Origin of the sequence: uncultured Pontibacter sp., from assembly GCF_947495565.1 — a bacterium.
Classification (GTDB): domain Bacteria; phylum Bacteroidota; class Bacteroidia; order Cytophagales; family Hymenobacteraceae; genus Pontibacter.
Genome location: NZ_CANLZM010000003.1, coordinates 47775 through 71739, shown reverse-complemented (window position 1 = coordinate 71739; position 23965 = coordinate 47775). Strand labels below are relative to the sequence as shown.

General features: G+C 49.1%; 21 protein-coding genes. 7 read left to right on the top strand and 14 right to left on the bottom strand.

What is annotated here, in order from left to right; genetic code table 11:
- Nucleotides 1–49 precede the first annotated feature (49 nt).
- Both Q1B04_RS05000 and nth read right to left on the bottom strand, forming a co-directional pair.
- The gene (locus Q1B04_RS05000; protein WP_299756336.1) at nt 50–988 is read right to left on the bottom strand and encodes a DUF302 domain-containing protein; all 939 of its coding nucleotides are present in this window, start codon (nt 986–988) and stop codon (nt 50–52) included.
- Nucleotides 989–1143: 155 nt separating this feature from the next.
- Complete coding sequence (nth, locus tag Q1B04_RS04995; protein ID WP_299756334.1) at nt 1144–1851, bottom strand: endonuclease III; 708 nt, start codon at nt 1849–1851, stop codon at nt 1144–1146.
- Between the two features lie 209 nt (nt 1852–2060).
- Between nth and Q1B04_RS04990 the strand changes: the two genes are divergently transcribed.
- Nucleotides 2061–2753, top strand: a complete 693-nt coding sequence (locus Q1B04_RS04990; protein WP_299756331.1) for an MBL fold metallo-hydrolase — start codon at nt 2061–2063, stop codon at nt 2751–2753.
- Nucleotides 2754–2861: 108 nt separating this feature from the next.
- Nucleotides 2862–3509 (top strand): DUF2238 domain-containing protein, encoded by a 648-nt coding sequence (locus Q1B04_RS04985; protein ID WP_299756329.1) that lies wholly within the window; start codon nt 2862–2864, stop codon nt 3507–3509.
- A 321-nt stretch (nt 3510–3830) separates the two neighbouring features.
- Here Q1B04_RS04985 and Q1B04_RS04980 read toward each other — a convergent pair whose 3' ends face one another.
- The 6 genes from Q1B04_RS04980 to Q1B04_RS04955 form a co-directional block, all read right to left on the bottom strand.
- Nucleotides 3831–4511: an OmpA family protein gene (locus Q1B04_RS04980; protein WP_299756327.1), complete on the bottom strand. Its 681-nt coding sequence runs from the start codon at nt 4509–4511 to the stop codon at nt 3831–3833.
- A 295-nt stretch (nt 4512–4806) separates the two neighbouring features.
- Complete coding sequence (locus Q1B04_RS04975; protein ID WP_299756325.1) at nt 4807–5553, bottom strand: OmpA family protein; 747 nt, start codon at nt 5551–5553, stop codon at nt 4807–4809.
- 231 nt (nt 5554–5784) lie between these two features.
- Nucleotides 5785–6681, bottom strand: coding sequence for an acetyl-CoA carboxylase, carboxyltransferase subunit beta (accD, locus tag Q1B04_RS04970; RefSeq protein WP_299756946.1), 897 nt, complete (start codon nt 6679–6681; stop codon nt 5785–5787).
- A 150-nt stretch (nt 6682–6831) separates the two neighbouring features.
- Nucleotides 6832–7890: a class I fructose-bisphosphate aldolase gene (locus Q1B04_RS04965; protein ID WP_299756323.1), complete on the bottom strand. Its 1059-nt coding sequence runs from the start codon at nt 7888–7890 to the stop codon at nt 6832–6834.
- A gap of 287 nt (nt 7891–8177) precedes the next feature.
- A complete protein-coding gene (locus tag Q1B04_RS04960; RefSeq protein WP_299756320.1) occupies nt 8178–9392 on the bottom strand; it encodes an amidohydrolase family protein in 1215 nt (404 codons plus the stop codon).
- Between the two features lie 100 nt (nt 9393–9492).
- Nucleotides 9493–10791: an amidohydrolase family protein gene (locus Q1B04_RS04955; protein ID WP_299756318.1), complete on the bottom strand. Its 1299-nt coding sequence runs from the start codon at nt 10789–10791 to the stop codon at nt 9493–9495.
- Between the two features lie 160 nt (nt 10792–10951).
- On the opposite strand from Q1B04_RS04955, the gene Q1B04_RS04950 reads away from it, so the two are divergent.
- On the top strand, nt 10952–11623 hold the full coding sequence (locus Q1B04_RS04950) for a hypothetical protein (protein ID WP_299756315.1): 672 nt from the start codon (nt 10952–10954) through the stop codon (nt 11621–11623).
- 105 nt (nt 11624–11728) lie between these two features.
- On the opposite strand, the gene Q1B04_RS04945 is transcribed toward Q1B04_RS04950, so the two are convergent.
- The 3 genes from Q1B04_RS04945 to Q1B04_RS04935 all read right to left on the bottom strand — a co-directional run bounded on the left by Q1B04_RS04945 (nt 11729) and on the right by Q1B04_RS04935 (nt 15465).
- Nucleotides 11729–12742, bottom strand: a complete 1014-nt coding sequence (locus Q1B04_RS04945) for a M28 family peptidase (RefSeq protein WP_299756313.1) — start codon at nt 12740–12742, stop codon at nt 11729–11731.
- Nucleotides 12732–14228, bottom strand: a complete 1497-nt coding sequence (gene cysS / locus Q1B04_RS04940; protein ID WP_299756310.1) for a cysteine--tRNA ligase — start codon at nt 14226–14228, stop codon at nt 12732–12734. Before cysS ends, Q1B04_RS04945 begins: the two co-directional genes overlap by 11 nt.
- Nucleotides 14229–14325: 97 nt before the next feature.
- Nucleotides 14326–15465 carry an endonuclease/exonuclease/phosphatase family protein gene (locus Q1B04_RS04935; protein WP_299756308.1) on the bottom strand — a complete coding sequence of 380 codons (1140 nt, stop codon included), beginning with the start codon at nt 15463–15465 and terminating at the stop codon, nt 14326–14328.
- A gap of 344 nt (nt 15466–15809) precedes the next feature.
- Between Q1B04_RS04935 and Q1B04_RS04930 the strand changes: the two genes are divergently transcribed.
- The 3 genes from Q1B04_RS04930 to infB all read left to right on the top strand — a co-directional run bounded on the left by Q1B04_RS04930 (nt 15810) and on the right by infB (nt 20772).
- Nucleotides 15810–16283, top strand: coding sequence for a ribosome maturation factor (locus Q1B04_RS04930; RefSeq protein ID WP_299756305.1), 474 nt, complete (start codon nt 15810–15812; stop codon nt 16281–16283).
- Between the two features lie 7 nt (nt 16284–16290).
- Nucleotides 16291–17544 carry a transcription termination factor NusA gene (gene nusA / locus Q1B04_RS04925; protein WP_299756302.1) on the top strand — a complete coding sequence of 418 codons (1254 nt, stop codon included), beginning with the start codon at nt 16291–16293 and terminating at the stop codon, nt 17542–17544.
- A gap of 123 nt (nt 17545–17667) precedes the next feature.
- Nucleotides 17668–20772, top strand: a complete 3105-nt coding sequence (gene infB, locus Q1B04_RS04920) for a translation initiation factor IF-2 (protein WP_299756299.1) — start codon at nt 17668–17670, stop codon at nt 20770–20772.
- Nucleotides 20773–21141: 369 nt separating this feature from the next.
- On the opposite strand, the gene Q1B04_RS04915 is transcribed toward infB, so the two are convergent.
- The 3 genes from Q1B04_RS04915 to mscL all read right to left on the bottom strand — a co-directional run bounded on the left by Q1B04_RS04915 (nt 21142) and on the right by mscL (nt 22996).
- Nucleotides 21142–21492 carry a hypothetical protein gene (locus Q1B04_RS04915; RefSeq protein WP_299756296.1) on the bottom strand — a complete coding sequence of 117 codons (351 nt, stop codon included), beginning with the start codon at nt 21490–21492 and terminating at the stop codon, nt 21142–21144.
- A gap of 92 nt (nt 21493–21584) precedes the next feature.
- On the bottom strand, nt 21585–22532 hold the full coding sequence (locus Q1B04_RS04910) for a DUF3078 domain-containing protein (RefSeq protein ID WP_299756294.1): 948 nt from the start codon (nt 22530–22532) through the stop codon (nt 21585–21587).
- A 14-nt stretch (nt 22533–22546) separates the two neighbouring features.
- The gene (gene mscL / locus Q1B04_RS04905; protein WP_299756292.1) at nt 22547–22996 is read right to left on the bottom strand and encodes a large-conductance mechanosensitive channel protein MscL; all 450 of its coding nucleotides are present in this window, start codon (nt 22994–22996) and stop codon (nt 22547–22549) included.
- Between the two features lie 179 nt (nt 22997–23175).
- Here mscL and Q1B04_RS04900 point away from each other — a divergent pair, with 179 nt between their 5' ends.
- Entirely contained in the window at nt 23176–23958 is a 783-nt protein-coding gene (locus Q1B04_RS04900; RefSeq protein ID WP_299756289.1) for an enoyl-CoA hydratase-related protein, read from the top strand.
- The last annotated feature ends 7 nt before the right edge of the window (nt 23959–23965 follow it).

Below are 23965 nucleotides of genomic sequence, written 5' to 3'. Positions count from 1 at the left end.
TTGAAAACTGCTCCACACGCAGGTTAATCGTATTAAAATAATTTGTGAGTTACTGTTGTGTAGCTCCTGTTGCAAGGTTGCTAAGGGCAGTTTGTATTTGCTTCAGCACTTTATCCTCCCCAGTTACGCCGTGCCTTTTAGCCAGGTAGTAGGGGTTGTTAAAAGCCACCATCACTTTCCCGCTTTCGTCTTGGTACACCAGCATTTTCTGTGGCAGGTCTATCGCAATAGTTTGCTCTGCCTGCATAAGGGGTGTGCCCAGATTAGGATTGCCGAATACGATGAGTTTTGTAGGGTTAAGCTCTAAACCTACAGACTTTGCGTTCTGCTGATGGTCTAGCTCCGCTATAATCTTCAGGTTAGAATTGCCTGCTATAGCAGACCGCAGCTTCTCATAAGTCTCCGAGAAAGAGTTTGCACTTTCCATACTTACAACTCCTTCATTTAAAGCAACAGTGTTGTTATCGGCTGTAACCACGGTTCCGTTTGTGGCATTTTTAGCTAAGTTGGTGAGCGCCATTTCTATGGTGGGCAGCGTTGACACAGTGTCTACGCCATGCCGAGAGGCTACATACTGAGCCGAGTTAAAAGCGGCATAAGTCTGCCCTAAATCGTTTTCATAAACCAGCATCTTTTGGGGCAGGTCGAGCCCCGCCTGCTGGTTGGCCTGCATAAGCGGCGTACCGAGTTTCGGGTTGCCGAACAGCACCACGCGCGTTGGGTTTAAGTCCAAGCCTGCATTCTGCGCATTTTGCTGGTGGTTTACCTCGGCCACTATGCCAATGGCACTGTTCGCTTCTAAAGCCGAAACAATATTGTTATAAATTGACTCTACGCTGCCTTCCGCGTTATCAGTGTAAGACAAGCCCATAGCCATTGGCTTATCCTTAAAAGGCACCTCCCCGTCGCTACTTTTACAGCCAGCAACAAAAAGAGACAAACCCAGACCCAGTAAAGCAACAAGTTTAGTATTCCTGATATAATCCATAGTATGTAATTTTAAAAACCTTGCTATTAAGTACTGCCTTACCTGGCTAAGGTTAGTTTTTATACTATAAATGAGGTTGTTAACTTGTATTCGGGGCCGAACCGACCAGTTTGCAAGGTTGATATTGCAGTAGCGGGTAAACCGAAAAGTGCCGGTTACGCAGCCTTGTCTATGCCTTTTGCCCGTACATCCTGGTAATAGTTACAGATGCCGCTAAGCACGCACTGCTCGCATTTTGGGCTATAAAAGGTGCAGATGCGCTGGCCGTGGCGCAGCATGTGTATGTGGAAGTTGTAAAGCTCCTCCGGCTCCGGCGGCAGTATATGCAGCAGCAGGCTATGCGCCTTATTGGCCGTTACCTTAGCCCCGATAAGCCCCACCCGCTGGCTGATTCTGAATACATGCGTATCTACGGGCATCACTGGTTTTTTAAAATTGAAGAGCAGCAGCAGGGTAGCTGTTTTAGGGCCCACTCCCGGCAGCTTGGTTAGCCAGGCCATTGCCTCCTCCACTGGCATATCTTCCAAAAAATCTATGTTGAGCTCACCACGATCTTCTTTAATAATATGCAGCGTTTGCTGTATTTGTGGTGCTTTTTGCTCAGGATAACGCGTGGTGGCAATTGCTTCGGCCAAGTCTTCAAGAGGTGCACTCATCACACCCTCCCAATCACCGAAGCGCTCCAGCATAGTGTTATAAGCTTTTGCTTCGTCTTTGTGGTTGGTGCGGTGCGAAAGCATAGTGGATATAAGCTCATGCATGTGGCTACGGCGTGGTTCCAGTTTACGGTGCCTGTATTCTTGGTTCAGCAGCTCGTGGGTCAACTGGGCTTTCTCTTCTGCAGGCAGTTCATGTGCGTCCATGGGCAAGTGTATTTTCAGGATACCTTTTACGGAATAGGAGCAGTTCAGTTAAGTTACAAAATTTTGATAGGCATGGTACAAAACCCGTTGTACTGTAGTATCTTGTATAGCTCATGGCCATTGGGTTTAGTGCTGATTACAACCATTTTTGTTGCTAAACGCTATACTTGTGGGTTGTCTCTTATACACGCTTCTAGCATGCTCGTATTATGGAAATCAAGTTTTTAGGAACAGGCGGTGCCTTCGACACAGATTATCTTAACTCTTCGGCTTTGCTCAAGTTCAGAGGCATACACCTACTCATAGACTGCGGCTTTACTGTTTTCCCGACACTGGTGCAGAAAAGCCTGGTTCAGAAAGTAGACCATATCATACTTACTCACCTGCACAACGACCACTGCGGCAGCCTCGCTAACTTGCTGCTTTATAAAAGCATTGTAGAGAAAGCCCCTAAGCCAGTTATACTTTACCCATCAGAGCAGTTTAAACAGCAGCTGTGCCTCTTTTTAGAAATACAGGTAAAAGACCCTGAGAAGTACGCCGATTTTGTGCCACTGGAGAATTTTGAGGGCATCTCCTGCATAGATACTTATAGTAAGCACTCCGAGGGCATGCAGACTTATGCCTACATTTTTGAGGAGGATGAGGAGCGCATCGTTTATTCCGGTGATCTGGCAAAACCAGAAGTGCTTTTCGACCGACTCCAGCGTATGCCTGAGAAGCGTACCTCCGTTTTCCACGATATTACCTTCAACCCTGAGAATACAGGCCATACTTATTACAAGAAGCTTCTGCCCTACCTAAACGGCCTAGACATGTTCGGCTACCATTGCGACCCGACGCAGAGCCCTCAGGACAACCCTGTTCGGTTAGTGTTTTTTCAGCAGGAGATGATGGCCTGATTTACCTAACACCCAAAAGCCAGCCAGCTGCTCCGAAACAAAGTATAAGTTATAGAGTTTAATGGCAGAACAGAGCCACTTATGGTTCTGACTATATAGCTTTTGTTTATGCCTGCCACACCAACACCCAGACTCCGATTCTGGCAACAGCCTTTGCACATTGCCTTTAGCGTGCTGTTTGCTGCTTTCTGGGTATATACCGCCTTCACTACGCCAGACCTGGAAAACTGGCTGCTTGAGAACACGCTTACGCTCTCGCTGATCATCTTTCTGATTGCATTTTACAACATATTCCGTTTCTCCGACACCAGTTACACACTCATTTTCCTGTTCCTGCTGCTGCACGTGTATGGTAGCCAGTATCAATATGCCGAGAACCCATTTGGGGAGTGGCTGCAGGGGGAGTTCAGTTTTAGCCGTAACCACTACGACCGGCTGGTGCACCTGGGCTACGGCCTGCTGCTGGCTTACCCCATACATGAAGTGCTGGCTTACGGCTTTAAAGTAAAGCGCCTTTTGGCATACCTGCTCCCAGTTGAGCTTATACTTTCCTCCAGTATGGTGTATGAGTTGATAGAGTGGATGGTGGCCGACTGGGTATACGGTGGCGGTGAGCAAGGTATGGTTTTCCTGGGGATGCAGGGCGATATCTGGGATGCTCAAAAAGATGTAGCCATGGCCCTGTCCGGCAGTGTGGTAGCGATGACAGTAACGTTTTTACTGACAAGGAAGAAAGCTACTAACAGGCAAGTATAAACATAACACTCCTGCGGCGTTGCAACCTCCTCATCTGCCGCAAGCTACTGATTGATTTCCTAGAGTTACAGCTAGTTTTAGCACAGCAGCAACTGTAAATGGTAGCTCGTTTACAAAGGCGCAAGTATGGTTCAGATTGATTACTAATTAGCCGTAGATTGCGCTCATACTAAAGCATGTGTGGCAGCGGGGCGAGCCTGAATAGCAACACAAGGGCTACACCTGCAGCCACAGCATACGGACATAAAAAAACCAGCCGCACCCCCGTGCGGCTGGTAAAATCACCAATTATCCAATCAATCTACTACTACTTAATCTTATCTATAGATCTCCGCGCTCAGCGGCTTTCTTCATTTTTTCGTTGGCGTAGATGGCAATCTCTACGCGGCGGTTCTGCTGACGGCCAGCGGCAGTAGAGTTATCCGCTACCGGTTGATCATCGGCATATCCCGTTGTGTTCATACGGCTGCGGTCAACACCATTCATAGCTAGATAATCGGCTACAGACTGCGCACGGCGCTCAGAAAGAGGCTGGTTTATACTTCTGTTACCAGTGTTGTCGGTATGGCCTTCTATCAAGATGTTAGTATCCGGGTACTTCTTCAGTGTTTGAGCCAGCTGAGAAATCTCAGTCTTGGCGTTAGACTGAAGTTCTGCTGAGTTTACAGCATATAAAATACCTGAGTCGAAAGTGATTTTGATACCTTCGCCTACACGCTCTACGCTTGCACCCTCAAGGTCGCGCTGCAGTTCCTCGGCCTGCTTGTCCATTCTTCTGCCGATCAGAGCACCTGCCGAGCCACCTACTGCGGCACCAATAATAGCTCCGGCAGCCGTGTTGCCAGCCACTCTACCTACTACACCACCCACTACGGCACCAGAACCGGCTCCAATTACACCACCTTTTGCAGTTCTGCTCATGCCACCGCCGCCCGAGGCGCACGATGAAAATAAAACTGCTATAATCGCAAATATGGAAAGGTTAATTCTAAAATTTTTCATAGTTCTTTTTGTTAACTTCTGTTTAGGTATCCGAAGATCCTGACCCTTTTACTGGCTATATACTTAAAATGTTATATAATATTTTGCTAATTATTTTTCACTTTGATGTCACCTAAAGCTTTATATACTTTTACAGTTTGCAGTTAAAAGCCAATAGTGCCAGATATAAATTTTATAACGTCTTTCTTTGAAGGGAGTTTTGATAAGGCCTTTGTAAGTCTCTACACCCTAAAAAAACAATAGCCTGCCTCTTTAAGAAGGCAGGCTACTGTAAATGTATTTTGATAGCGGCTGCTTACTTCACATCACCTTTTTCGGCGGCATTTTTCAGCTCCTCATTCGCCACAATAATGATTTCCACGCGGCGGTTCTGCTTACGTCCCTCCACGGTAGTATTGTCGGCAATCGGTTGGTCGTAGCTGTAGCCTTTAGCCTGCAGGCGGCTTCCATCTACACCCAGGCTGCGGGCATAGGCGGCCACAGACTCGGCACGGCGCTCAGACAGCTTCTGGTTCAGCTCATAAGAGCCTGTGTTGTCGGTGTGGCCTTCAATAATCACGTCAGTGCCCTGGTATTCCTGCAGCGTTTTAGCAAGCTTTTGGATATCCTGTTTGGCAGATGCACTTAGCTCAGCAGAGTTAACCGCGAAAAGTATACCTGAGTCAAAGTTTACACGGATGGCTTCGCCTACACGCTCCACATTGGCGTTCTCCATAGATTTCTCCAGTTCCTCAGCCTGCTTATCCATACGGCGACCGATAACAGCGCCTGTTGCACCACCCACAGCGGCACCCACTATGGCCCCAGCGGCCGTGTTACCCAATCTGTTTCCTATCAAACCACCGATTACGGCTCCACCACCGGCTCCAATCAGGCCACCTTTAGTGGTTTTGGTCATGCCTTTTTTATCTTCCGCAGGTTTAGTTTGGGCAGTAGTAGTTTCAGTGTTATCAGAGCCAGCAACTGGTGCAGTGCTTTTGCAGGATGTAAACAGCATGGTAACAGCCAGCATCGAGCTCAGAGATAGTTTTAAAAATTTCATGCTAATCAGAGTTTGGTAAATGTTTGTTGTTGTTCTTTTGATTTAAGTTTACCGAAGCAGCGCTTAAAGTTCTTTCACATGCAAACGCAAGTCCTGTGCCAAATCGTACTTCGGCGGCCATAAATATTTAATTAAAAATATATTTAAACAGACTATACTTTGCGCTGAGCACGAAAAAACCCTGCCAGCGCAACACTAGCAGGGTTTTTAATGATTTAGCTTATACTATAACTAAGATGCCTTTGCTACTTTTTTTGCTTTTGGCGCATTTGTTACGTCCTCTGGCAGCAACACCATGCTCAGCAGTTCGCTTAGGCGGCTCTTAAGTTGTTTACGGTCGATGATGAAGTCCAGGAAGCCGTGCTCCAATACAAACTCCGCGCTCTGAAAGCCTTTCGGCAAGTCTTTACCAATTGTTTCCTTGATAACGCGCGGACCTGCAAAACCGATCAGGGCACCCGGCTCTGCTATGTTAAAATCACCTAGCATGGCATAAGAGGCAGTTACGCCACCTGTGGTTGGGTCGGTAAGCAAGGAAATGTACGGTAGTTTCTCTTCGCTCAGCAGCGCTAGTTTGGCCGAGGTTTTGGCCATCTGCATCAGCGAGAAGCCAGCTTCCATCATACGCGCACCACCTGATTTAGAGATCATCAGGAAAGGCGTACGGGTTTTACGGGCTTGGTCTATGGCGCGGGCAATCTTCTCGCCCACCACCGAGCCCATGGAGCCGCCGATAAAGGCAAAGTCCATACAGGCGATGGTCAGGTTCTGCCCATTTATCTTACCGTAAGCAGTACGCACAGCATCTTTCAGGCCGGTGGCCTTTTGCGTAGAGGCAATACGTTGCGGGTATGGCTTTGAGTCTACAAAGTTTAGCGGGTCGCCTGAAGTCAGGTTCTCGTCCAGCTCCGTGAACTCGTTGTCATCAAACAAAATGGCAAAGTACTCTTTTGAACCAATACGGTCGTGGTGGCTGCACTGCACGCAAGTGTTCATGTTTTTGCGGTGCTCGGCCATACTTGTCACCGTTTTGCAGTTAGGGCACTTATACCACAATCCGTCAGGAGTTTCCTTCTTTTGCTCTGTTGGCGTCTGGATTCCTTTATCTGCTCTTTTAAACCAAGGCATCATAGTTATACAGCGTGCTTCCGCACTTTAAAGTTATGGCTATACTTTACAGCAAAGTATAAAATCAAAAAGTGGCCTGCCTCAGCTACCCAGGGGGTTTTGCGAAGGCAGGCCACAAAAATATGTAATAATCAGCAGTTCTGCTACAAATTACGCCAGTGTAATATCTTTTGCCAGGTACACGTCCTGAATAGCGTTCAGCAGCTCCACGCCAGCGCTCATGTCTTTCTGGAAAGCCTTACGGCCGGAAATCAATCCCATGCCGCCCGCACGCTTGTTTATAACGGCTGTACGCACCGCATCCGCCAAGTCTGACTCGCCCTTTGACTCGCCACCAGAGTTGATCAGGCCGGCACGCCCCATGTAGCAATTGGCCACCTGATAACGCGTCAGGTCGATTGGGTTATCGGTAGTCAGTTCAGAATACATTTTCTCATGCGTTTTACCGAAGCCGATCGCTTTAAAACCGCCGTTGTTCTCCGGCAGTTTCTGCTTGATGATGTCGGCCTGGATGGTGACGCCCAAGTGGTTGGCCTGCGCTGTCAGGTCGGCAGCCACATGATAGTCGGTGCCGTCTTTCTTAAACGCATTGTTACGGGTGTAGCACCACAGGATAGTGGCCATGCCCAGCTGGTGCGCCCTCTCAAAAGCCTCGGCCACCTCAATTATCTGCCGCGAAGACTCCTCAGATCCAAAATAGATGGTAGCACCAACGGCAGTAGCACCCAGGTTCCAGGCCTCATCCACAGAGCCGAACATGATCTGGTCATACTTGTTCGGGTAGGTCATCAGTTCGTTATGGTTGATTTTTACCACAAACGGGATTTTGTGCGCATACTTTCTGGACATCATCGCCAGGTTACCAAAGGTTGTAGCCACTGCGTTGCAGCCGCCTTCCATGGCCAGCTTAATGATGTTCTCCGGGTCGAAGTAAATGGGGTTTGGAGCGAAAGAGGCACCGGCAGTGTGCTCAATGCCTTGGTCAACCGGCAAGATGGAAAGATAACCTGTGCCAGCCAGCCGGCCATGGTTGTACAGCTGCTGCAGACTGCGCAGCACCTGCGGCGAACGGTTAGACTGGGCAAAGATTCTGTCCACGAAATCAGGACCGGGTACATGCAGTTGTTCTTTAGGGATAGTCTGGCTTTTGTGCTGCAGGAGGCTTTCAGCATCAGAACCAAGTAGCGAAACGATGTTATCGTAGCTCATTTGTTTTGATAGTTTTGGGTAGAAGGTAAAATGAAGTAACTAAGTATAAATACTGTCTAAATCCAGATTAGTATAATCTACCAAAGCGGCAAAGCCTTTTCAGGCTTTACCGCGGTGTTTTCTATAGCATGGCAGGCACCATTGTTGGTGGAGCAAGCTCGTAGGCTTGCCCAGAACTATACTTTAATTAGCTCAAAAAGTTGTGCCTGCAGCAGCTACAAAAGGTTTTCCTCCAAAGTTTGCCGGTATTTCACACCTCCAAGGAAGTATAAAATACCGGCAGTTTTCTATTTACATTCTTCGCTAACCACTTTACCGTTTATCATCACCGTACATACATGGGAAGTATACTCAAACGGGTCGCCGTCAAACAGCACCAGGTCAGCATCCTTACCTTTTTCCAGGGAACCTACACGATCCTCTAAACCAAGTATACTTGCCGGTGTGGAGGTGATGGAGGCCAGCGCCTGATCAGTGCTCATGCCGTTGGCCACGGCAACGCTCGCCTCAAAAAGTATAACGCGGGCACGCGGCACGTACTGCTCAAACCCGCTTTGGATTGCCACCGGCACGCCAGCCTTAGCCAGCATTCCGGCTGTCTCAAACGACATGTTCTTGCTATCGCCGAAAGAGCGCGCCATGGTGGGGTGAAGTATAACCGGCACCTTGGCAGCCTTCAACTCATCTATCAGCAGGTAAGCTTCAGCGCCCCCATCCAGTACCAGATCTAGGTTAAACTCCTTGGCCAGGCGCAGCGCCGCCATAATGTCCTGCGACTGGTTGGCCGTGATCAGCGTTTTATGCTTGCGGTTCAGCAGGTCCGAGAGGTAATCCATTTTCAGGTTGCGGTCGGGGCGCTTGCTGGCATCCGAGTTGCCCATCTTTTTGTTGTAAGCCTGCGCCGCCTGCAGCTCGGTACGCAGCATGGCCATCCCCTTGGCTGATGTTTTAGGTGAGTTGTAGTTTTCGCCTACGCTGCTGCCCAGGGTAAAAGCAATCATATTTGTCGTATCGATCAGCGAGGAAAATCCATCCGGTGAGGTCTTGATCGTCATGGTTTGCCCGCTGATGAGCGCGCCGGGGCCGTGGCCGGTGTTAATGGTGGTAACGCCATAGCTGCGCACCCACTCTATCAGCTCCTCTTTTGGGTTATAAGAGTCTATGGCGCGAAGCTCCGGTTGTATGGGCGCGGTTTTCTCCAGTTGCTGCTGGTCTGCCGGGATGTTGTAGATCCCGGCAAGGCCCACCGAAGTGTGGGCATCCACCAGCCCCGGTGTTACCACTTTGGCTGTGTATACTTTATAGTTCTGCGGCACCTGCAGGTTAGCTCCTACGGCTTCTATTTTGCCATCTTTTAGCAGCACCACTCCGTTTTTAATGGGTGTGCCCGCCATGGTATAAACGGTTTCGCCTTTTACGGCAATCTGCGCCACAGCCTGCTGCACACTAAGTAGGGCTACTCCGCCAAGTATGGCCGCAGCCAGTTGTATATTTTTTTTCATGTTGATTTCTCTGAAAGTAAATGCAAGTATAAGTATGAGCTGAAAGTATATTTTGGCTCCTGCCAACTTCTCAACTCATCACTCTCAACTCTTAGCTGGCTTAATGTGCGTGGTAATGAAGCATACCGTCATAAGCCCTGAAACCACCGGTGGCATACTTTTTATCTTCAGGGTTGCTCAGGTCAAAACGCTTCTGCCCTTCTACCCAAGTCTGCTCTATCTTTGTCTGCACGCTAAAAGGCTCCCCGCTTAGCACAATAAAATCAGCGTCTTTGCCTTTCTCCAGCGAACCCACACGGTTGTCCAGCTCCAGCATTTTAGCTCCGGCAATGGTGAGGCCTTCTATTGCTTTCTCCTGACTCATACCCGCACGTACCGCCAGCGACACGTTGCGCAAAAACAGGCGAGAATCGGTGATGCCGTCATCGGTGTGGAAGGCCGTCAGTACTCCTGCTTTTTCTAGGGCTGCGCCGTTGGCATTACTCAACTCTACCGCTTCTGTTTTTCCTCCCGGTGAGTCGAGGGTGATGATAGATGCCGGCACTCCGGCTTTGGCAATCTCGTCGGCGGCTTTCCAGGCTTCACTTACGTGGTGCAGCACCATCTTAAAGCCAAACTCTTTTTGCAGGCGAAGGGCCGTTAGTATGTCGTCGTAGCGGTGGGTGTGGAAGTGCACGATGCGCTTGCCATCCAGAATCTCCACCAGTGGCTCCAGGTTTAGTTTACGCTCCGGCATTTTGTCGGTTTTGCCTTTGGCTGCTTTTACTTTCTTGTTGTAAGCCTGCGCATCCAGGAACAGTTGCCGCGCCATCGCCGCAGATTTAGACCGAGTGCCCGGAAACGGTGCCGCTTTCATAGGGTTGGTGCCATTGGCCATCTTCATGCCGCCGCAAATGCCGTTGGTCACATCCTCGCAAAAGGTAAGGTCACCTATGGTCTTGCCATCGCGCATTTTCAGGTACACAGTCTGCCCGCTCATCAGGTGGCCCGAACCTGGCATTACGTTTACAGTGGTAATACCTCCGGCTAAGGCTCTTTTAAAAGTATCGCTTAGAGGGTTGATGGCGTCGATGATACGCACATCGGGGTGTAGCGGTGCAGAACTGTCGCCGCCGGAGCCTTCGCCCAGGTGAGAGTGCGTATCCACAAGGCCTGGCATCAGCACTTTGCCTGTCACATCAAATTCAGTTGCGTTTTTCGGGATCCGTACTTTGTCGGCAGTGCCTACAGCGGTGATTTTTCCGTGCTGCACCACCAGTACGCCGTTCTCGATTGGCGTCCCTACTGCGGGTATAATTTTAGCCCCTTTAAAAACATGCGGCTGCTCCTGTGCAACCGCCGAAGCGCTTAGCAGCAAGGTCATCCCCAGTGAGGCTAATAGTTGCCTTTTGGTGATCATAAAAGTTGTAAGTAATAAGGTTAGAAAAGTTTAGCTCTACAACTTACCTATTTTATACTATATATAAAACTTATTGCCCTGCCACTGGGGCATCTTCTTATAAAGTATCAAAACAAATTAGAATCCGTTAGAAATTAATTACAATAACATACTAAAACCGATGCATACGAGAACAAACAGCTTACGCAACTTACAAAGGCCCCTGCCGTTCCTGCTCACTGTTTTAGCAGGTTTGCTTCTTTGGGGCTGCGCTGCCTCCACACGCATTACCGGCACCTGGAAAAACCCAGAGGCGAGTGCTCAGACTTATCAGAAAATTGTGGTAGCCGCCCTTACAGATAATGTTCGGGCCAGGGAGACTGTGGAAACAGACATGCAGGCGCAGTTAAAGCAGCATGGCATAGAAGCCTCCAGAAGTATAGATATGTTTCCGCCTAGGGTATCCAGCAAGGGCGGGCCGGATGTAAACGAACTGCTGGCTAAAGTAAAGGAGCAGAACTTTGACGCCATTATGACGGTGGCGCTTATTGATGAGGAAACCGAGACCCGTTACGTGCCCGGTAACTACGGCTACGCCCCTATGGCGCGCTATGGCTGGTATGGCAGGTTCAGGGGATATTATTCTTATTGGCACCCTACCCTGTACGACCCAGGTTATTACACAGAAGAGAAAGTATACTTCCTGGAAACAAACCTGTATGATGTTGGTTCAGAAAACCTGCTGTGGTCTGCTCAAACTCAGTCGCATAGTCCGGCCAGCCTTCGCAAAGCTTCGGTAAATCTTGCAGAGCTAACGGTAAACGAAATGGCGCAGGAAAACTTAATCCGGTAAGTATTAAAATGCCTTCGGATAGTTAATTTATACTTGTTCACCATAAAAAAGCCTGGCTTCAGCTATTATTGAGGCCAGGCTTTTTTGAGTTAAGGCAATTTTTATCTATTCGTTATAGATCACATGCAGCACCGTTTGCCCTACAGCCTTCAGCGTGTTTTTGCTGATAATGTCCATGTTGTCGGTGTGGCGGTGGTGGTAAGGCCCAAAAATATCGCCGCTGCCAGCGTTGGTATCCAGCTCTATAATGTCAATCATCCGGATATTGCCCTGGGTGTTGACGTAATAATGGTCGTCAGTGATGGCAGGTGCGTTTTTATACTTAAAGTAATCCGAGTAGCCAATGCTGTTGCCGGCCTTCCATACTTTGTCTACAACTTCTTTGGCGTATTGCCTGGAGTAACCTTCGCGGGCAAAGCGGGCGTTCTCGGCTCCCACCATGTCCAGCAGTATACCGTAATTGGCGCGATAGTTAGGTGTATGCTTGTTGTTGCTCCAGTACTGGGAGCCTAAGCACCAGGAATCCTGCACCTGCGGCAGAGGGCTATCGTCCGGCTGGCCGTAATCCTCTCCGTCAAAAAAGATAAGATCCACGCCAACATCCGGTTTCTGCTGCGCCTCATGTATGGCTCGGGCTATTTCCAGCAGCACTCCTACGCCACTAGCTCCGTCGTTGGCTCCGTCTATGGCTTCTTTAGGATTCTCCTCATCCTTATCCGCGAGCGGGCGTGTGTCCCAGTGGGCCGCCAGCAGCACACGGTTGGCAGCGCCAGGGTTGTACGAGGCAATCACGTTGCGCAGGTTCAGCATGGTGCCGTCATAAGCCTTCGCCTGAAACTCCTGCTCCTGCACCTGCGCGCCATACTCCTTCAGCTTAGCCACAATCCACTCGCCGGTCTGGAAATGCGCGGCCGTATTAGGTACGCGCGGCCCGAAAGCCACCTGCTTTTCCACAAAGGCGTAAGCAGAGTCTGGGTTAAAAGCAGGTGCCTCCACAGTATTGCCTGGCTCTTCCACTTCAGCCACCTGGTTGCCGCCGCTTTTCTCAGCTGAGTCGCAGCTGGCAAAGAAAAGAGATCCACAAAGCAGCAGCGCCAGTATGTTCATTTTATTCTTCATAAGCCCAGTCTATTCCGGTTTTCATGTCTTTGATAACGATCCCCTGCCGCTTCAGCTCTACCCGTATGGCGTCTACCTTATCGTAGGCTTTCTGCTCCTTGGCCTCTTTATAAAAGGTGAGTACCAGGTCCAGCACGTCTTGCATGTTGCCGACCGTCTCTTCTTTCAGCCCCAGCACATCTCCTACCAGTTCTTGGTAAGTATCGCGCATCAGGTCAAATGTACCTCTCGATAACTCCTCCATCTTAATCTGCCCCAAGTATAAACTGTTGATCTTCTTGAGCAGGTTAAACAGTGAAGCTATGGTTTTGGCTGTGTTCAGGTCATCGTTCAGGCCACGGAAGCAATCTTGCGTAAGCTTCTGCAACTCCTCGTTCAGCTTTGTATCCGGTGCGTTCTCTACGGCTTCTTCAGTATACTTCAGCTTCTTCAGCACACGCATGCCGTTCATCAGCTTAGTATACCCTTTTCGGGCAGCTTGCAGTGCTTCGTTGCTAAAATCCAGGGTGCTGCGGTAGTGCGCCTGCAGTATAAAAAAGCGGATGGTCATTGGGGTATAAGCCTGCTCCAGCATCTCGTGGTTTCCGCTGAAAAGCTCGCTAAGGTTTATAAAGTTACCTAAGGATTTCCCCATCTTCTGCCCATTCACTGTGATCATGTTGTTGTGAACCCAGTACTTGGCAGCATCGGTATGGTTGCAACTGGCTTGGCTCTGCGCAATCTCACATTCGTGGTGCGGAAACATCAGATCCAACCCGCCTCCATGAATATCAAAAGTTGTGCCTAAGTACTTGCGGCTCATGGCCGAGCACTCCAGGTGCCAACCCGGAAAACCTTCGCTCCACGGCGATGGCCAGCGCATGATATGTGTCGGGGAGGCTTTTTTCCAGAGGGCGAAATCCAGCGGCGAGCGCTTCTCCTCCTGCCCGTCTAAAGTACGGGTGTTGTTCAGGAGATCGTCTATAATGCGGCCGGAGAGCTTGCCGTACTTATGCTGCTTGTTGTAGGTCTGCACATCAAAGTATACCGAGCCGTTTACCTCGTAGGCAAAACCGTTGTCCAGTATCTCCTGTATCATCTGCACCTGCTCCATTATATGCCCTGATGCGCGTGGCTCAATATCCGGTTGCCGCACATTCAGCTTGTCCATTTCCTGGTGGTAGATGTTGGTATAGTGGTTTACTACCTCCATCGGCTCCAGATGCTCCAGCTTGGCCTTTTTCTGGATCTTGTCCTCGCCTTCATCCGCATCGTTCTCCAGGTGGCCCACGTCGGTAATGTTGCGCACATAGCGCACTTTGTAGCCCTGGTACTTCAGGTAGCGGTACAGCACATCAAAAGTAACTGCGCTGCGGGCATGGCCCAGGTGCGGCTCACCGTATACGGTTGGCCCGCAGACATACATCCCTACAAAAGGGGCATGCAGCGGCTCAAACTCTTCTTTCTTTCGCGTTAGCGTATTATACAGGTTTAGTTTCTGTTGCATAGTTTACGAAGTATAAGCACCCCTGGCGCCGTACTCTATATGATCTCTGCCCTAAGGCCGGTTGTGGTTCAAAACTATAAATATTGCCTTCTTTCTCCTAACGCTGTTCCGCGTCCTTTGGCTGTAGCACATACGTAGCCGATATCGGAAAATGGTCTGAAAGGCCCATTTCGTAATGTGTCTCAAAGTGATAGGCTTCCAGGCCTTCGCTGTAAAACTGGTTATCGATGCGCAGAAACGGGAGCAGCCCATTGTATGTGGCCCCCACACCGCTTCCGGCCTCTTCGTGCGCGTTTTTCAGCTCCTTTGCCAGCTCGTTGTAAGTATAACTGAACGGTATATCGTTAAAGTCGCCGCAGATTATAATTGGGTAAGGCGATGCCTTTACATGGTCTAACAGTTGCTGCACCTGTGCGGCGCGCGATATAAAACCACTTCTCAGGCGGCGCGCCAGGTTTCGGCTTTCTTTCTCAAAGCTTGTCTCATCGCCAATGGCCGAGTACGTATTCTCGATATCCTCCGACTTTATACTCATCGACTGCAGGTGCACCGCGTACACGCGCACCATATCGCCGTTCACGTCTATATCCGCCCAGGCAGCACGGTTGGCGCTACGCTCCGGTGTGTTGGAAAAACGAATGGTACCACCCTCCACAATCGGGTACCTGGAAAAAATAACGATCCCTAAATCCGCTTTGATACGATCTCCTACAGAAGTAGAAGAAAATTTATACTTGCCGTAGCGGGTGCCGATGCGCTTAAAATTGTTGTACTCCACAGAGTTAACGCGGCTGTAGAACTCCTGCAGGCAGAACACATCGGCCGGGTGTGTGGCTACCCAGTCAATCATATCGGTGGATACCTGCGGCACACCCTCCACTATCTTATCGTAGGCGTTAAACACATGCGTGTTAAAGCTCATCACCTGCAGCGTTTTCGCCTCTGCCGGAATCACCTTTTCAAAGTTGAGGGTTACTAAGCGGGCGTAATAACTCCAGGCAAGAATAAACGCGGAGAGGGGCAACACCAGGAGCCAAGAGCGGCGCAGCACCCAGTAAAACAGGAACAAAAAGTTAAGCACCAGCGCCCCAGGCAGCGAAAAAGCCACAAAGCCCGCCAGCCAAAAGCTGCTGGGCGGCACCTGTAGGCAAAGCACTGCCACCAGCATCCAAAGCACCACCAGGGTGTTCAGAATAAGCCATACTCGCCTGCGTATATTTTTGAATGTTCCCGACACGAAAGCAAACTTACGAATTCTGCACCTATCTATTTCAAGCAGCCTCAGATATTATATTTGCGCGGTGCTTTATGGTTCTGCCGCGCTAAACTATAATTCAGATTATAGGCGAACTAAAATATAGCTCCGGGTGTTAAGCTACAAGTCTCGGGCTCACTCACCTCCGGTATAAACATACTTCTACCCATAAATTTGTTTTACAAGTATGCTGGTAAATATTTAATACAGAGCAACGCTGCACAATTTGTTGTGTATATTATGAATTTGTAGTAAATTTGCAGTAAATATTTCCAAGGAGCTGAGGGGACACTAAAGTCCCCTTCTTTATTTCTTAACCATTTGATATGGCACTTACCGCAAAGAATATAAGAGAGATGGCGGTGGCGAGCCTGCCGGATAACGAACTGTTTATTGTAGATGTTGCCGTGTCGGACTCTACGGCCAGGCCTAAAATAACTGTGCTGGCCGATGGCGAGCAAGGCATTACAATAGACCAGTGCGCCACCATCAGCCGCCGCATCAATAAGCAGATTGAAGAGCAGTTTGGCCCGGACATGGCCTATGTGCTGGAGGTGAGCTCTCCGGGGGTAGACTTCCCGCTTACACAGCCGCAGCAGTTTAAGCGCCACACGGGCCGCAGCCTGAAGGTAAAACTGCAGGATGGCTCCGAGAAAACAGGCAAGCTGGAAGAAGTAACCGAAACAGGGCTTAACCTGATGGAGGAAGTAAAACAAAAAGGAAAAAAGGCAACGTATGTGCCTGTGCAGATACCCTTCGGGGACATTGTAAAAGCAAATGTTGTAATCTCATTTAAATGATAAGATAATGAACAGTTCAGTCCTGATCGAGTCGTTCGCTGAATTTGCGAAATTCAAGAACATAGACCGCCCGACCATGATGCGCATCCTGGAGGATGTGTTCCGCACCATGATCCGCAAGAAGTGGAGCACCGATGAGAACTTCGACATCATCCTGAATGTGGAGAAGGGAGACCTGGAGATTTGGCGTAACCGCGAGATTGTGGACGACAACTCTGAGGACATCTGGGACCACGATAAAATAGCGTTGTCTGACGCCCGCAAGATTGAGCCGGACTTTGAGGTTGGTGAGGAAGTATCAGAGGAGGTGAAGCTGGAGGATTTTGGCCGCCGAGCTGTACTTACTGCACGCCAGACGCTGATTCAGCGCATCAAGGACATGGAGAAGGAATTACTGTTCCAGAAGTATAAAGACCTTGTTGGCGAGATCATTTCTGGTGAAGTATACCAGGTATGGAACCGCGAAGTGTTACTGTTAGACCAGGAGGAAAACGAACTGCTTATCCCGAAGGCGGAGCAGATCCCGAAAGATCGTTATCGTAAAGGTGACGTAGTAAGAGCGGTAGTGCAGCGTGTGGAGATTGTAAACGGTAACCCGAAAATTATACTTTCGCGCACCTCTCCTACCTTTCTGGAGCGTTTGTTTGAGAATGAGGTTCCGGAAATTTTTGACGGACTGATCGCTATCAAAAAAATTGTGCGCGAGCCAGGCGAACGTGCAAAAGTAGCCGTAGAGTCTTTCGATGACCGTATCGACCCGGTGGGTGCCTGCGTAGGTATGAAAGGTTCCCGTATACACAGCATCGTGCGCGAGCTGGAGAACGAGAACATTGACGTGATCAATTATACAGAAAACCTGGAGCTATACATTCAGCGTGCGCTTAGCCCGGCTAAGATCAGCAGCATGAAGATAGACGAGGAGGCAGGTCGCGTATCAGTGTTCCTGAAGCCCGACCAGGTATCTCTTGCTATCGGTAAAGGAGGCCAGAACATTAAATTGGCCAGCCGTTTGGTAGATATGGAGATTGATGTGTTCCGTGAGTCTGAAAGCTACGAGGAAGATATCAGCCTGGAAGAGTTTACAGATGAGATCGAAGACTGGGTAATTGCAGAACTTCGCCGTATTGGTTTGGACACTGCTAAAAGTGTGCTGGCCATTAGCAAAGAAGATCTGCTTCGCCGCACAGAGCTAGAGGAAGAGACCATAGATGATGTGCTCTCGATCCTCCGCGAAGAGTTGGAAGAAGAAGATAATCAATAGTTGTGAGTTGTGCTCCATTGCGCTAATTTTGAGAAAACTTAGACGTGGGGCACAACTTATACCTTCTAGGTAAGGCAGCTATACTTTAATACAGAACAAATAAGACAGCATATTAGAACAAAAATGGCAGAAGAAAAAACAAGGAGGCTTAAACAGGTTGCGACTACTTTAAACATTGGTACATCTACTATTGTGGATTACCTCTCTGCTAAAGGGTTTGAGGTGGAAAATAAACCAACCACCAAAATCACGGCAGAGCAGTTCGGTATGCTGGCTAAAGAATTCGCTGCGTCTATGCAAGAAAAGCAGGAGGCAGATGAAATTAACATTGGTAAGAAGCCGCAGAGCAACCAGGTAATTGAGTCGGAGCCTGCACACGAGCCGAAAAAAGCGAGTGAGCCCGAGGAAGAGATTCTTATTAAGAACGCTAAAAAGCCTGAAGCGCCCGCGCCTAAGAAAGAGGAGCCTGCTGCAGAACCTGCATCTAAGCTGCCAGGCATTAAAGTGCTAGGCAAAATAGAGCTGGATGCAAAAGGCAGACCTGTTGCTAAGCAACCAACACCAGCCCCGGCACCTGCTCCAGAGGCCCCTAAAGCCGAAGAGCCAGAGCCAGTAAAGCCAGCTGAAGCACCAAAAGCCGAGGAACCAGCTAAACAGCCGGAAGCACCAAAAGTAGAAGCAAAACCAGCTCCTGCACCTGCTCCGGAGCCCCCTAAAGCCGAAGAACCAGCGAAGCCAGCTCCGGAAGCACCAAAAGCCGAGGAACCAGCTAAACAGCCGGAAACGCCTGCAGCAGCACCTGTCGCTAAAGCCCCTGAAGCGCCTGCCACGCCTCAGAAGCCGGAAGCGCCAAAGCAGCAGCCGGAGGCCCCTGCTAAACCAGCCGCTGAGAAGCCAACTGAACAAGCACCAAAAGAGCCCGCAGCAGAGAAGGAGCCACAGCAACCGGCCGCACCTGCAGAGGCAAACAAAAGCACAGAAACAAAAGAAGACATAGAAAAGATTACAGCAAAAGCAGACCAGCTAAAAGGTCTTACTGTACTTGGCAAAATTGAACTGCCAGTAGAGTCGCGCAGAAAAGGCGCAAAGCCTGTTGCCTCATCCGATGATCGCAAAGGCAAGAAGAAAAAACGCAAGCGCATTATGGTGGCTACCGAAGGTGGCCAGCAGCAGGGTGCCGGACAAGGTCCAGGCCAAGGCAACCAGCGCCCGATACAGCCTGCCCAACAGCATGGCGGACGCCCAGGCGGTGGCCAGCAGCGCCCTCCAAAACCAACCGGCGGCAAAGGCAGACCAGCCAGAGCTGAGAAAACGGAGGTTACGGATAAGGAAATTCAGGAGCAGATTAAAGCTACCCTTGCTAAGCTTAGCGGAGGCAAAGGAGGCGGAGGTAACCGTGCCAAGTATCGCCGTGAGAAGCGTTCGGCTATTGCCGATGCAACCGAAGAGCGCCGCATGCAGGAGCAGGCAGAGTCTAAGACCCTGCGCGTAACCGAATTCGTTTCGGCTAACGACTTGGCTGCTCTTATGGATGTAAGCGTGAACGACGTAATCAAGGTCTGCATGCAGCTTGGTATGTTCGTATCCATCAACCAGCGTCTCGACGCCGAAGCTATCACCATCATTGCTGATGAATTTGGTTATAATGTAGAGTTCATCACGACAGAGGAAGAACAAGGCTTAGAGGATATTGTAGAGGAGAACGAGGAAGACCTGAAAGAGCGTGCCCCGGTTGTAACAATCATGGGCCACGTTGACCACGGTAAAACTTCCCTACTTGACTACATCCGTAGCGCCAACGTTACAGCCGGTGAGGCCGGTGGTATTACGCAGCACATCGGTGCCTATAAGGTACAGACGGAGAGCGGCCGTACCATTACCTTCCTGGATACACCTGGTCACGAAGCCTTTACGGCAATGCGTGCCCGTGGTGCCAAGGTAACAGACGTTGTTATTATTGTGGTAGCCGCTGACGACTCTGTGATGCCACAGACGAAAGAGGCCATCAACCACGCACAGGCTGCGGGCGCTCCAATCATCATTGCTCTGAACAAAGTTGACAAGCCAGGTGCTAACCCGGACAAAGTTCGTGAGGAGCTTGCCCAAATGAACGTTCTGGTTGAGGAATGGGGTGGTAAATACCAAGCCCAGGAAGTATCAGCCAAAACAGGACAAGGTATACCTGACCTATTGGAGAAAGTATTGCTTGAGGCAGAACTTCTTGAGCTGAAAGCTAACCCAGAGCGCCAGGCTATCGGTACTGTAATCGAAGCTTCCCTAGATAAAGGGCGCGGATATGTTGCCACTGTACTTGTACAGACCGGTAACCTTAAAATAGGTGATGTTGTATTGGCAGGCTCTCACTACGGTAGAGTAAAAGCCATGACAGATCACCGTGGCAAGAAAATGAAAGAGGCTGGCCCTTCTACACCGGTACAGTTACTAGGTCTGGATGGAGCGCCACAGGCAGGTGATAAGTTCCTGGTAATGGATTCTGAGCGTGAGGCCAGAGAAATTGCTTCTAACAGATCGCAACTGCAGCGTGAGCAAAGCCTGCGCACACGTAAGCATATCACACTTGATGAGATCGGTCGTCGTTTGGCAATCGGTACATTTAAGGAGCTGAACGTGATTGTAAAAGGTGACGTGGACGGTTCCGTAGAGGCACTTTCCGACTCCCTATTGAAGCTGTCTACTCCTGAGGTTCAGGTGAGCATCATCAACAAAGGCGTGGGCGCAATCTCAGAGTCTGACGTGTTGCTTGCCTCAGCATCTGATGCCATTATCATCGGCTTCCAGGTTCGTCCGTCTGTAAACGCACGAAGGCTGGCAGAGCAGGAGCAAATTGATGTGCGCCTGTACTCTATCATCTACGACGCCATTAATGAGGTGAAAGACGCCATGGAAGGCATGCTTGCCCCTACCCTGAAAGAGGAGATTACCGGTAACGTAGAAGTACGTGAGGTGTTCAAGATCACAAAGGTGGGTACCATAGCCGGCTGTATGGTGACAGATGGCACGATACAGCGTAACTCTAAAGTACGCTTAGTACGCGACGGCATCGTAGTGCATGACGGCGAGATACTTGCCCTGAAGCGCTTCAAAGACGATGTAGCGGAAGTAAGACAAGGCTACGAGTGCGGTATCAGCTTGAGAGGATACAATGATATCCAGGAAGGTGACGTGATCGAAGCTTATGTAGAGAAAGAAGTGAAGCGTACGCTGTAGTATAAAGCGTAGCATATAACAAAAAATCCCCCTGTAGCTCTTAAAAGCCGCAGGGGGATTTTTTGTTATAATGAAGTGAAGTGGCTTGCCAACTGTTTCAGCTTAAGCTGTGTAAACTTAGCACCTGCTAACAAGTACAAACATCAGCTAAAGTATAAATGGCTAAGCTGAACGAACCTGTTCAAAACAGACTATACTTCAGCTGCACTTCATCACAATCTTGTTAACTTTTACAAAGCTTCACGGTACGTTGGGATAAGGAAGAAGCTGCTAACACAAGTATAACTAAAGTATAAGTGAACGTTTAAAACAGAAAGGGCTGCCCATACAGGCAGCCCTTTCTGTTTTAAACGTGGTTCTCTTGATACATTAATTGCTAGGACCTTGAAGAAGCCCCATACGCTTAAGCCTGCTTCGGTCGCGCTTTCGCTTCTTCATCATCTTATCTTCTTTCTTTAGGATCTCTTTCATGCGTTTGCTATTGGCAATTGATCTTTTAGCGAAGTTAGATCGAGACTGGCCTTCGTAGGTATTGTAACGTGTGTCCAATCCGGCGGCGCGGCGGTCTACCGCATCTACAGCTGTACCTTTAGTTTCAGCCTTGGCTGTGCCCCAAAATTCATCCTTGCCACTTTCGCTGCTTAAAGATGACTGGGCTTTGGCCTCTGACAAGAAAAGTACAATTCCAAGAGAAAACAGCAAAAGGGTTAGTTTTTTCATAACAGCTTGCTAATGTTTAGTGTATACAACGTAAGCACTATCTAAAAGTATACATTTTTTATTAAACGCAAAGCTGCAACAGAAAATTCCTGCTATTTAAATTTGTACGAAACTCCGATTCCGAGTGTCTGCTTCAGTTGCAGGCGTGGCCCTCTCCCATCTACTTTATCGTCGTTATTGCGGTCTACATCTACCTTCACATTGTCGTCATAGATCATGTGCGCAAAGAAACTAGCCGACACTACTTTATTAACTTTGAAATTTATCAGGTTCTCCCAGTTCAGGTCCACATTCTCAGGCTTGCGCAGGTAATTCGAGAACAGGTCCAGCTTAGACTGTAGGGTGATATTCTTCAGAACCTCATTTTTATAGCGCACGTTCACGTACCCGCCAAACTCCTTGCGTAAGTGCTTGCCTGTGCCCGGAACAATGTTACCTTCCACATCTTTTTGGGCAGGCTCTACTCCGAAAGCGCCTTTATCTGCCAGCACCTGGCTCGAGACAATGGTATACTTACCTGTAAAAGGCGAAATGAAAACAGACAGCTTGTTATTCGGCTTAAAATCCATACCAAGGGAGGCAAGTATAAAAGCCGGCGCGAAGAAGTTGGACCGCAGCGTATCGCGGGTGATAGTATAGGTTGGCGTTAGCTGTGTTTTAACGTTCAGCTGGCTGGTGTAAAACCATCTTTTTGAAGCTCTGTAACCATACTTCAAATTAAGCTCAAGCTTATCGTCACTTTTCTGAACACGCCTTCCCTCCAGTTTCACAAGCCCGTAAGTCAGGTCCAGGGAGTTGTTCCAGGTATTTTTGCCCTGCTCATAGTTGGCGTGCAAATTGGCGTTGCCCAGCACCGATACAGTATTTTGGCCGCCAGCTGCCCAGTTAGACAAGCTAACCTGGCTAAAGTTGAGGGTACCTATTCCGCCGAAGTCCCAGATGTTAACTGTATCAGCGGGAGACTGGGCCATAGCGCCTGTGAGGCAGAGAAGTATAAATGTGAAGAAGAGTGAGAAAAAACGGCAAAAAGCAAAAAACATGATCAATACTATACTTATACAATTTTGTTATGAGGCTCTGCGGCGGCATCAGGTTGCTGCCCTTTAAGTAAGTCGCGGATTTCGCCTAAAAGCACCTCCTGCTTGTTAACTGCAGGGGCTGGCTTGGCGGCCTCTTGCTCGCGCATGCGGTTTATAGTGCGCACAAGCAGAAAAATAGCGAACGCAATGATCAGAAAGTTAAGCACAACCTGCATGAAATTACCGTAGCGTATGGCTACTGCTTTTGTAACTACCTCTCCGTTCTCTACCACCGCCTCTTTCAGCACCAGTTGCATGGCTGTAAAATCAATGCCACTAACTAGCAAGCCGAGTGGCGGCATAATAACATCGTCTACTAATGATTTGGTAATGGCCCCAAAGGCTGCGCCAATTACAACGCCCACAGCCAAATCAATTACATTACCTTTAACAGCAAACTTTTTAAACTCAGACAAGAAACTCATTCCTATAAAATGCTTAGGGTTAAAAAATCATCTGAAGCTGCAGCCAAAACAATGCACCCGCCGTATTCTCAACCTACCCCACAAAAGTGCTGCATTTATAACCGCTGTTCCGAATTGAACTAAATCCTTATATTTGTGACAAAGAAAACAGATTCTCACAAGAATTGACACTGAACAATATGGCAATATACGAAAACCTGCTGCTAGACCAGCAAAACGGCATCCTATTCATCACCATCAATCGCGCTGACAAACTTAACGCCTTAAGCATAGATACTGTAAAGGAAATAAGAAATGCGATGCAGCAGGTGTATGACGACGCCAGTATAAAAGGAGCTATTATTACGGGAGCAGGTCCGAAGGCATTTGTGGCCGGCGCCGATATTTCCGAGATTGCTGAACTGAGCGAGGTAACGGCCCGTAGCTTTGCCGAGCGTGGCCAGGACGTATTTGCTATGATTGAGCGTAGCAACAAGCCAGTTATTGCCGCAGTAAACGGTTTTGCCCTTGGCGGAGGCTGCGAGTTAGCAATGGCCTGCCACATTCGGGTGGCCGCTGAGAATGCGAAATTCGGTCAGCCGGAAGTAAATTTAGGCATCATACCAGGTTACGGCGGCACTCAGCGCCTGACACAGCTTATCGGGAAAGGTAAGGCCGTAGAGTTGATGATGACCGCCGACATGATAAATGCACAAGAGGCCCTGCAGCTTGGCTTAGCGAACCATGTGGTGCCGCAAGAGCAGTTGATGGATAAGTGCGTGGAGATTATGGGGAAGATCATGAGCAAGGCGCCGCTGGCCATTGGGTTAGTAATTGAGTGTGTGAACGCTGTATTCAACAACGACGAAAACGGTTACCAAACAGAAGCCAACGCGTTTGCCCGCTGCTGCACCTCCGAAGATTTTGTAGAAGGAACCAGCGCATTTATAGAGAAGCGTAAGGCCAACTTTGCAGGAAACTAAGTATAAG

Coding starts and splice junctions, on each gene's coding strand:
- Q1B04_RS05000 (WP_299756336.1), bottom strand. CDS start 988: ATGGATTATATCAGGAATACTAAACTTGTTGCTTTACTGGGTCTGGGT.
- nth (WP_299756334.1), bottom strand. CDS start 1,851: ATGGACGCACATGAACTGCCTGCAGAAGAGAAAGCCCAGTTGACCCAC.
- Q1B04_RS04990 (WP_299756331.1), top strand. CDS start 2,061: ATGGAAATCAAGTTTTTAGGAACAGGCGGTGCCTTCGACACAGATTAT.
- Q1B04_RS04985 (WP_299756329.1), top strand. CDS start 2,862: ATGCCTGCCACACCAACACCCAGACTCCGATTCTGGCAACAGCCTTTG.
- Q1B04_RS04980 (WP_299756327.1), bottom strand. CDS start 4,511: ATGAAAAATTTTAGAATTAACCTTTCCATATTTGCGATTATAGCAGTT.
- Q1B04_RS04975 (WP_299756325.1), bottom strand. CDS start 5,553: ATGAAATTTTTAAAACTATCTCTGAGCTCGATGCTGGCTGTTACCATG.
- accD (WP_299756946.1), bottom strand. CDS start 6,681: ATGCCTTGGTTTAAAAGAGCAGATAAAGGAATCCAGACGCCAACAGAG.
- Q1B04_RS04965 (WP_299756323.1), bottom strand. CDS start 7,890: ATGAGCTACGATAACATCGTTTCGCTACTTGGTTCTGATGCTGAAAGC.
- Q1B04_RS04960 (WP_299756320.1), bottom strand. CDS start 9,392: ATGAAAAAAAATATACAACTGGCTGCGGCCATACTTGGCGGAGTAGCC.
- Q1B04_RS04955 (WP_299756318.1), bottom strand. CDS start 10,791: ATGATCACCAAAAGGCAACTATTAGCCTCACTGGGGATGACCTTGCTG.
- Q1B04_RS04950 (WP_299756315.1), top strand. CDS start 10,952: ATGCATACGAGAACAAACAGCTTACGCAACTTACAAAGGCCCCTGCCG.
- Q1B04_RS04945 (WP_299756313.1), bottom strand. CDS start 12,742: ATGAAGAATAAAATGAACATACTGGCGCTGCTGCTTTGTGGATCTCTT.
- cysS (WP_299756310.1), bottom strand. CDS start 14,228: ATGCAACAGAAACTAAACCTGTATAATACGCTAACGCGAAAGAAAGAA.
- Q1B04_RS04930 (WP_299756305.1), top strand. CDS start 15,810: ATGGCACTTACCGCAAAGAATATAAGAGAGATGGCGGTGGCGAGCCTG.
- nusA (WP_299756302.1), top strand. CDS start 16,291: ATGAACAGTTCAGTCCTGATCGAGTCGTTCGCTGAATTTGCGAAATTC.
- infB (WP_299756299.1), top strand. CDS start 17,668: ATGGCAGAAGAAAAAACAAGGAGGCTTAAACAGGTTGCGACTACTTTA.
- Q1B04_RS04915 (WP_299756296.1), bottom strand. CDS start 21,492: ATGAAAAAACTAACCCTTTTGCTGTTTTCTCTTGGAATTGTACTTTTC.
- Q1B04_RS04910 (WP_299756294.1), bottom strand. CDS start 22,532: ATGTTTTTTGCTTTTTGCCGTTTTTTCTCACTCTTCTTCACATTTATA.
- mscL (WP_299756292.1), bottom strand. CDS start 22,996: ATGAGTTTCTTGTCTGAGTTTAAAAAGTTTGCTGTTAAAGGTAATGTA.
- Q1B04_RS04900 (WP_299756289.1), top strand. CDS start 23,176: ATGGCAATATACGAAAACCTGCTGCTAGACCAGCAAAACGGCATCCTA.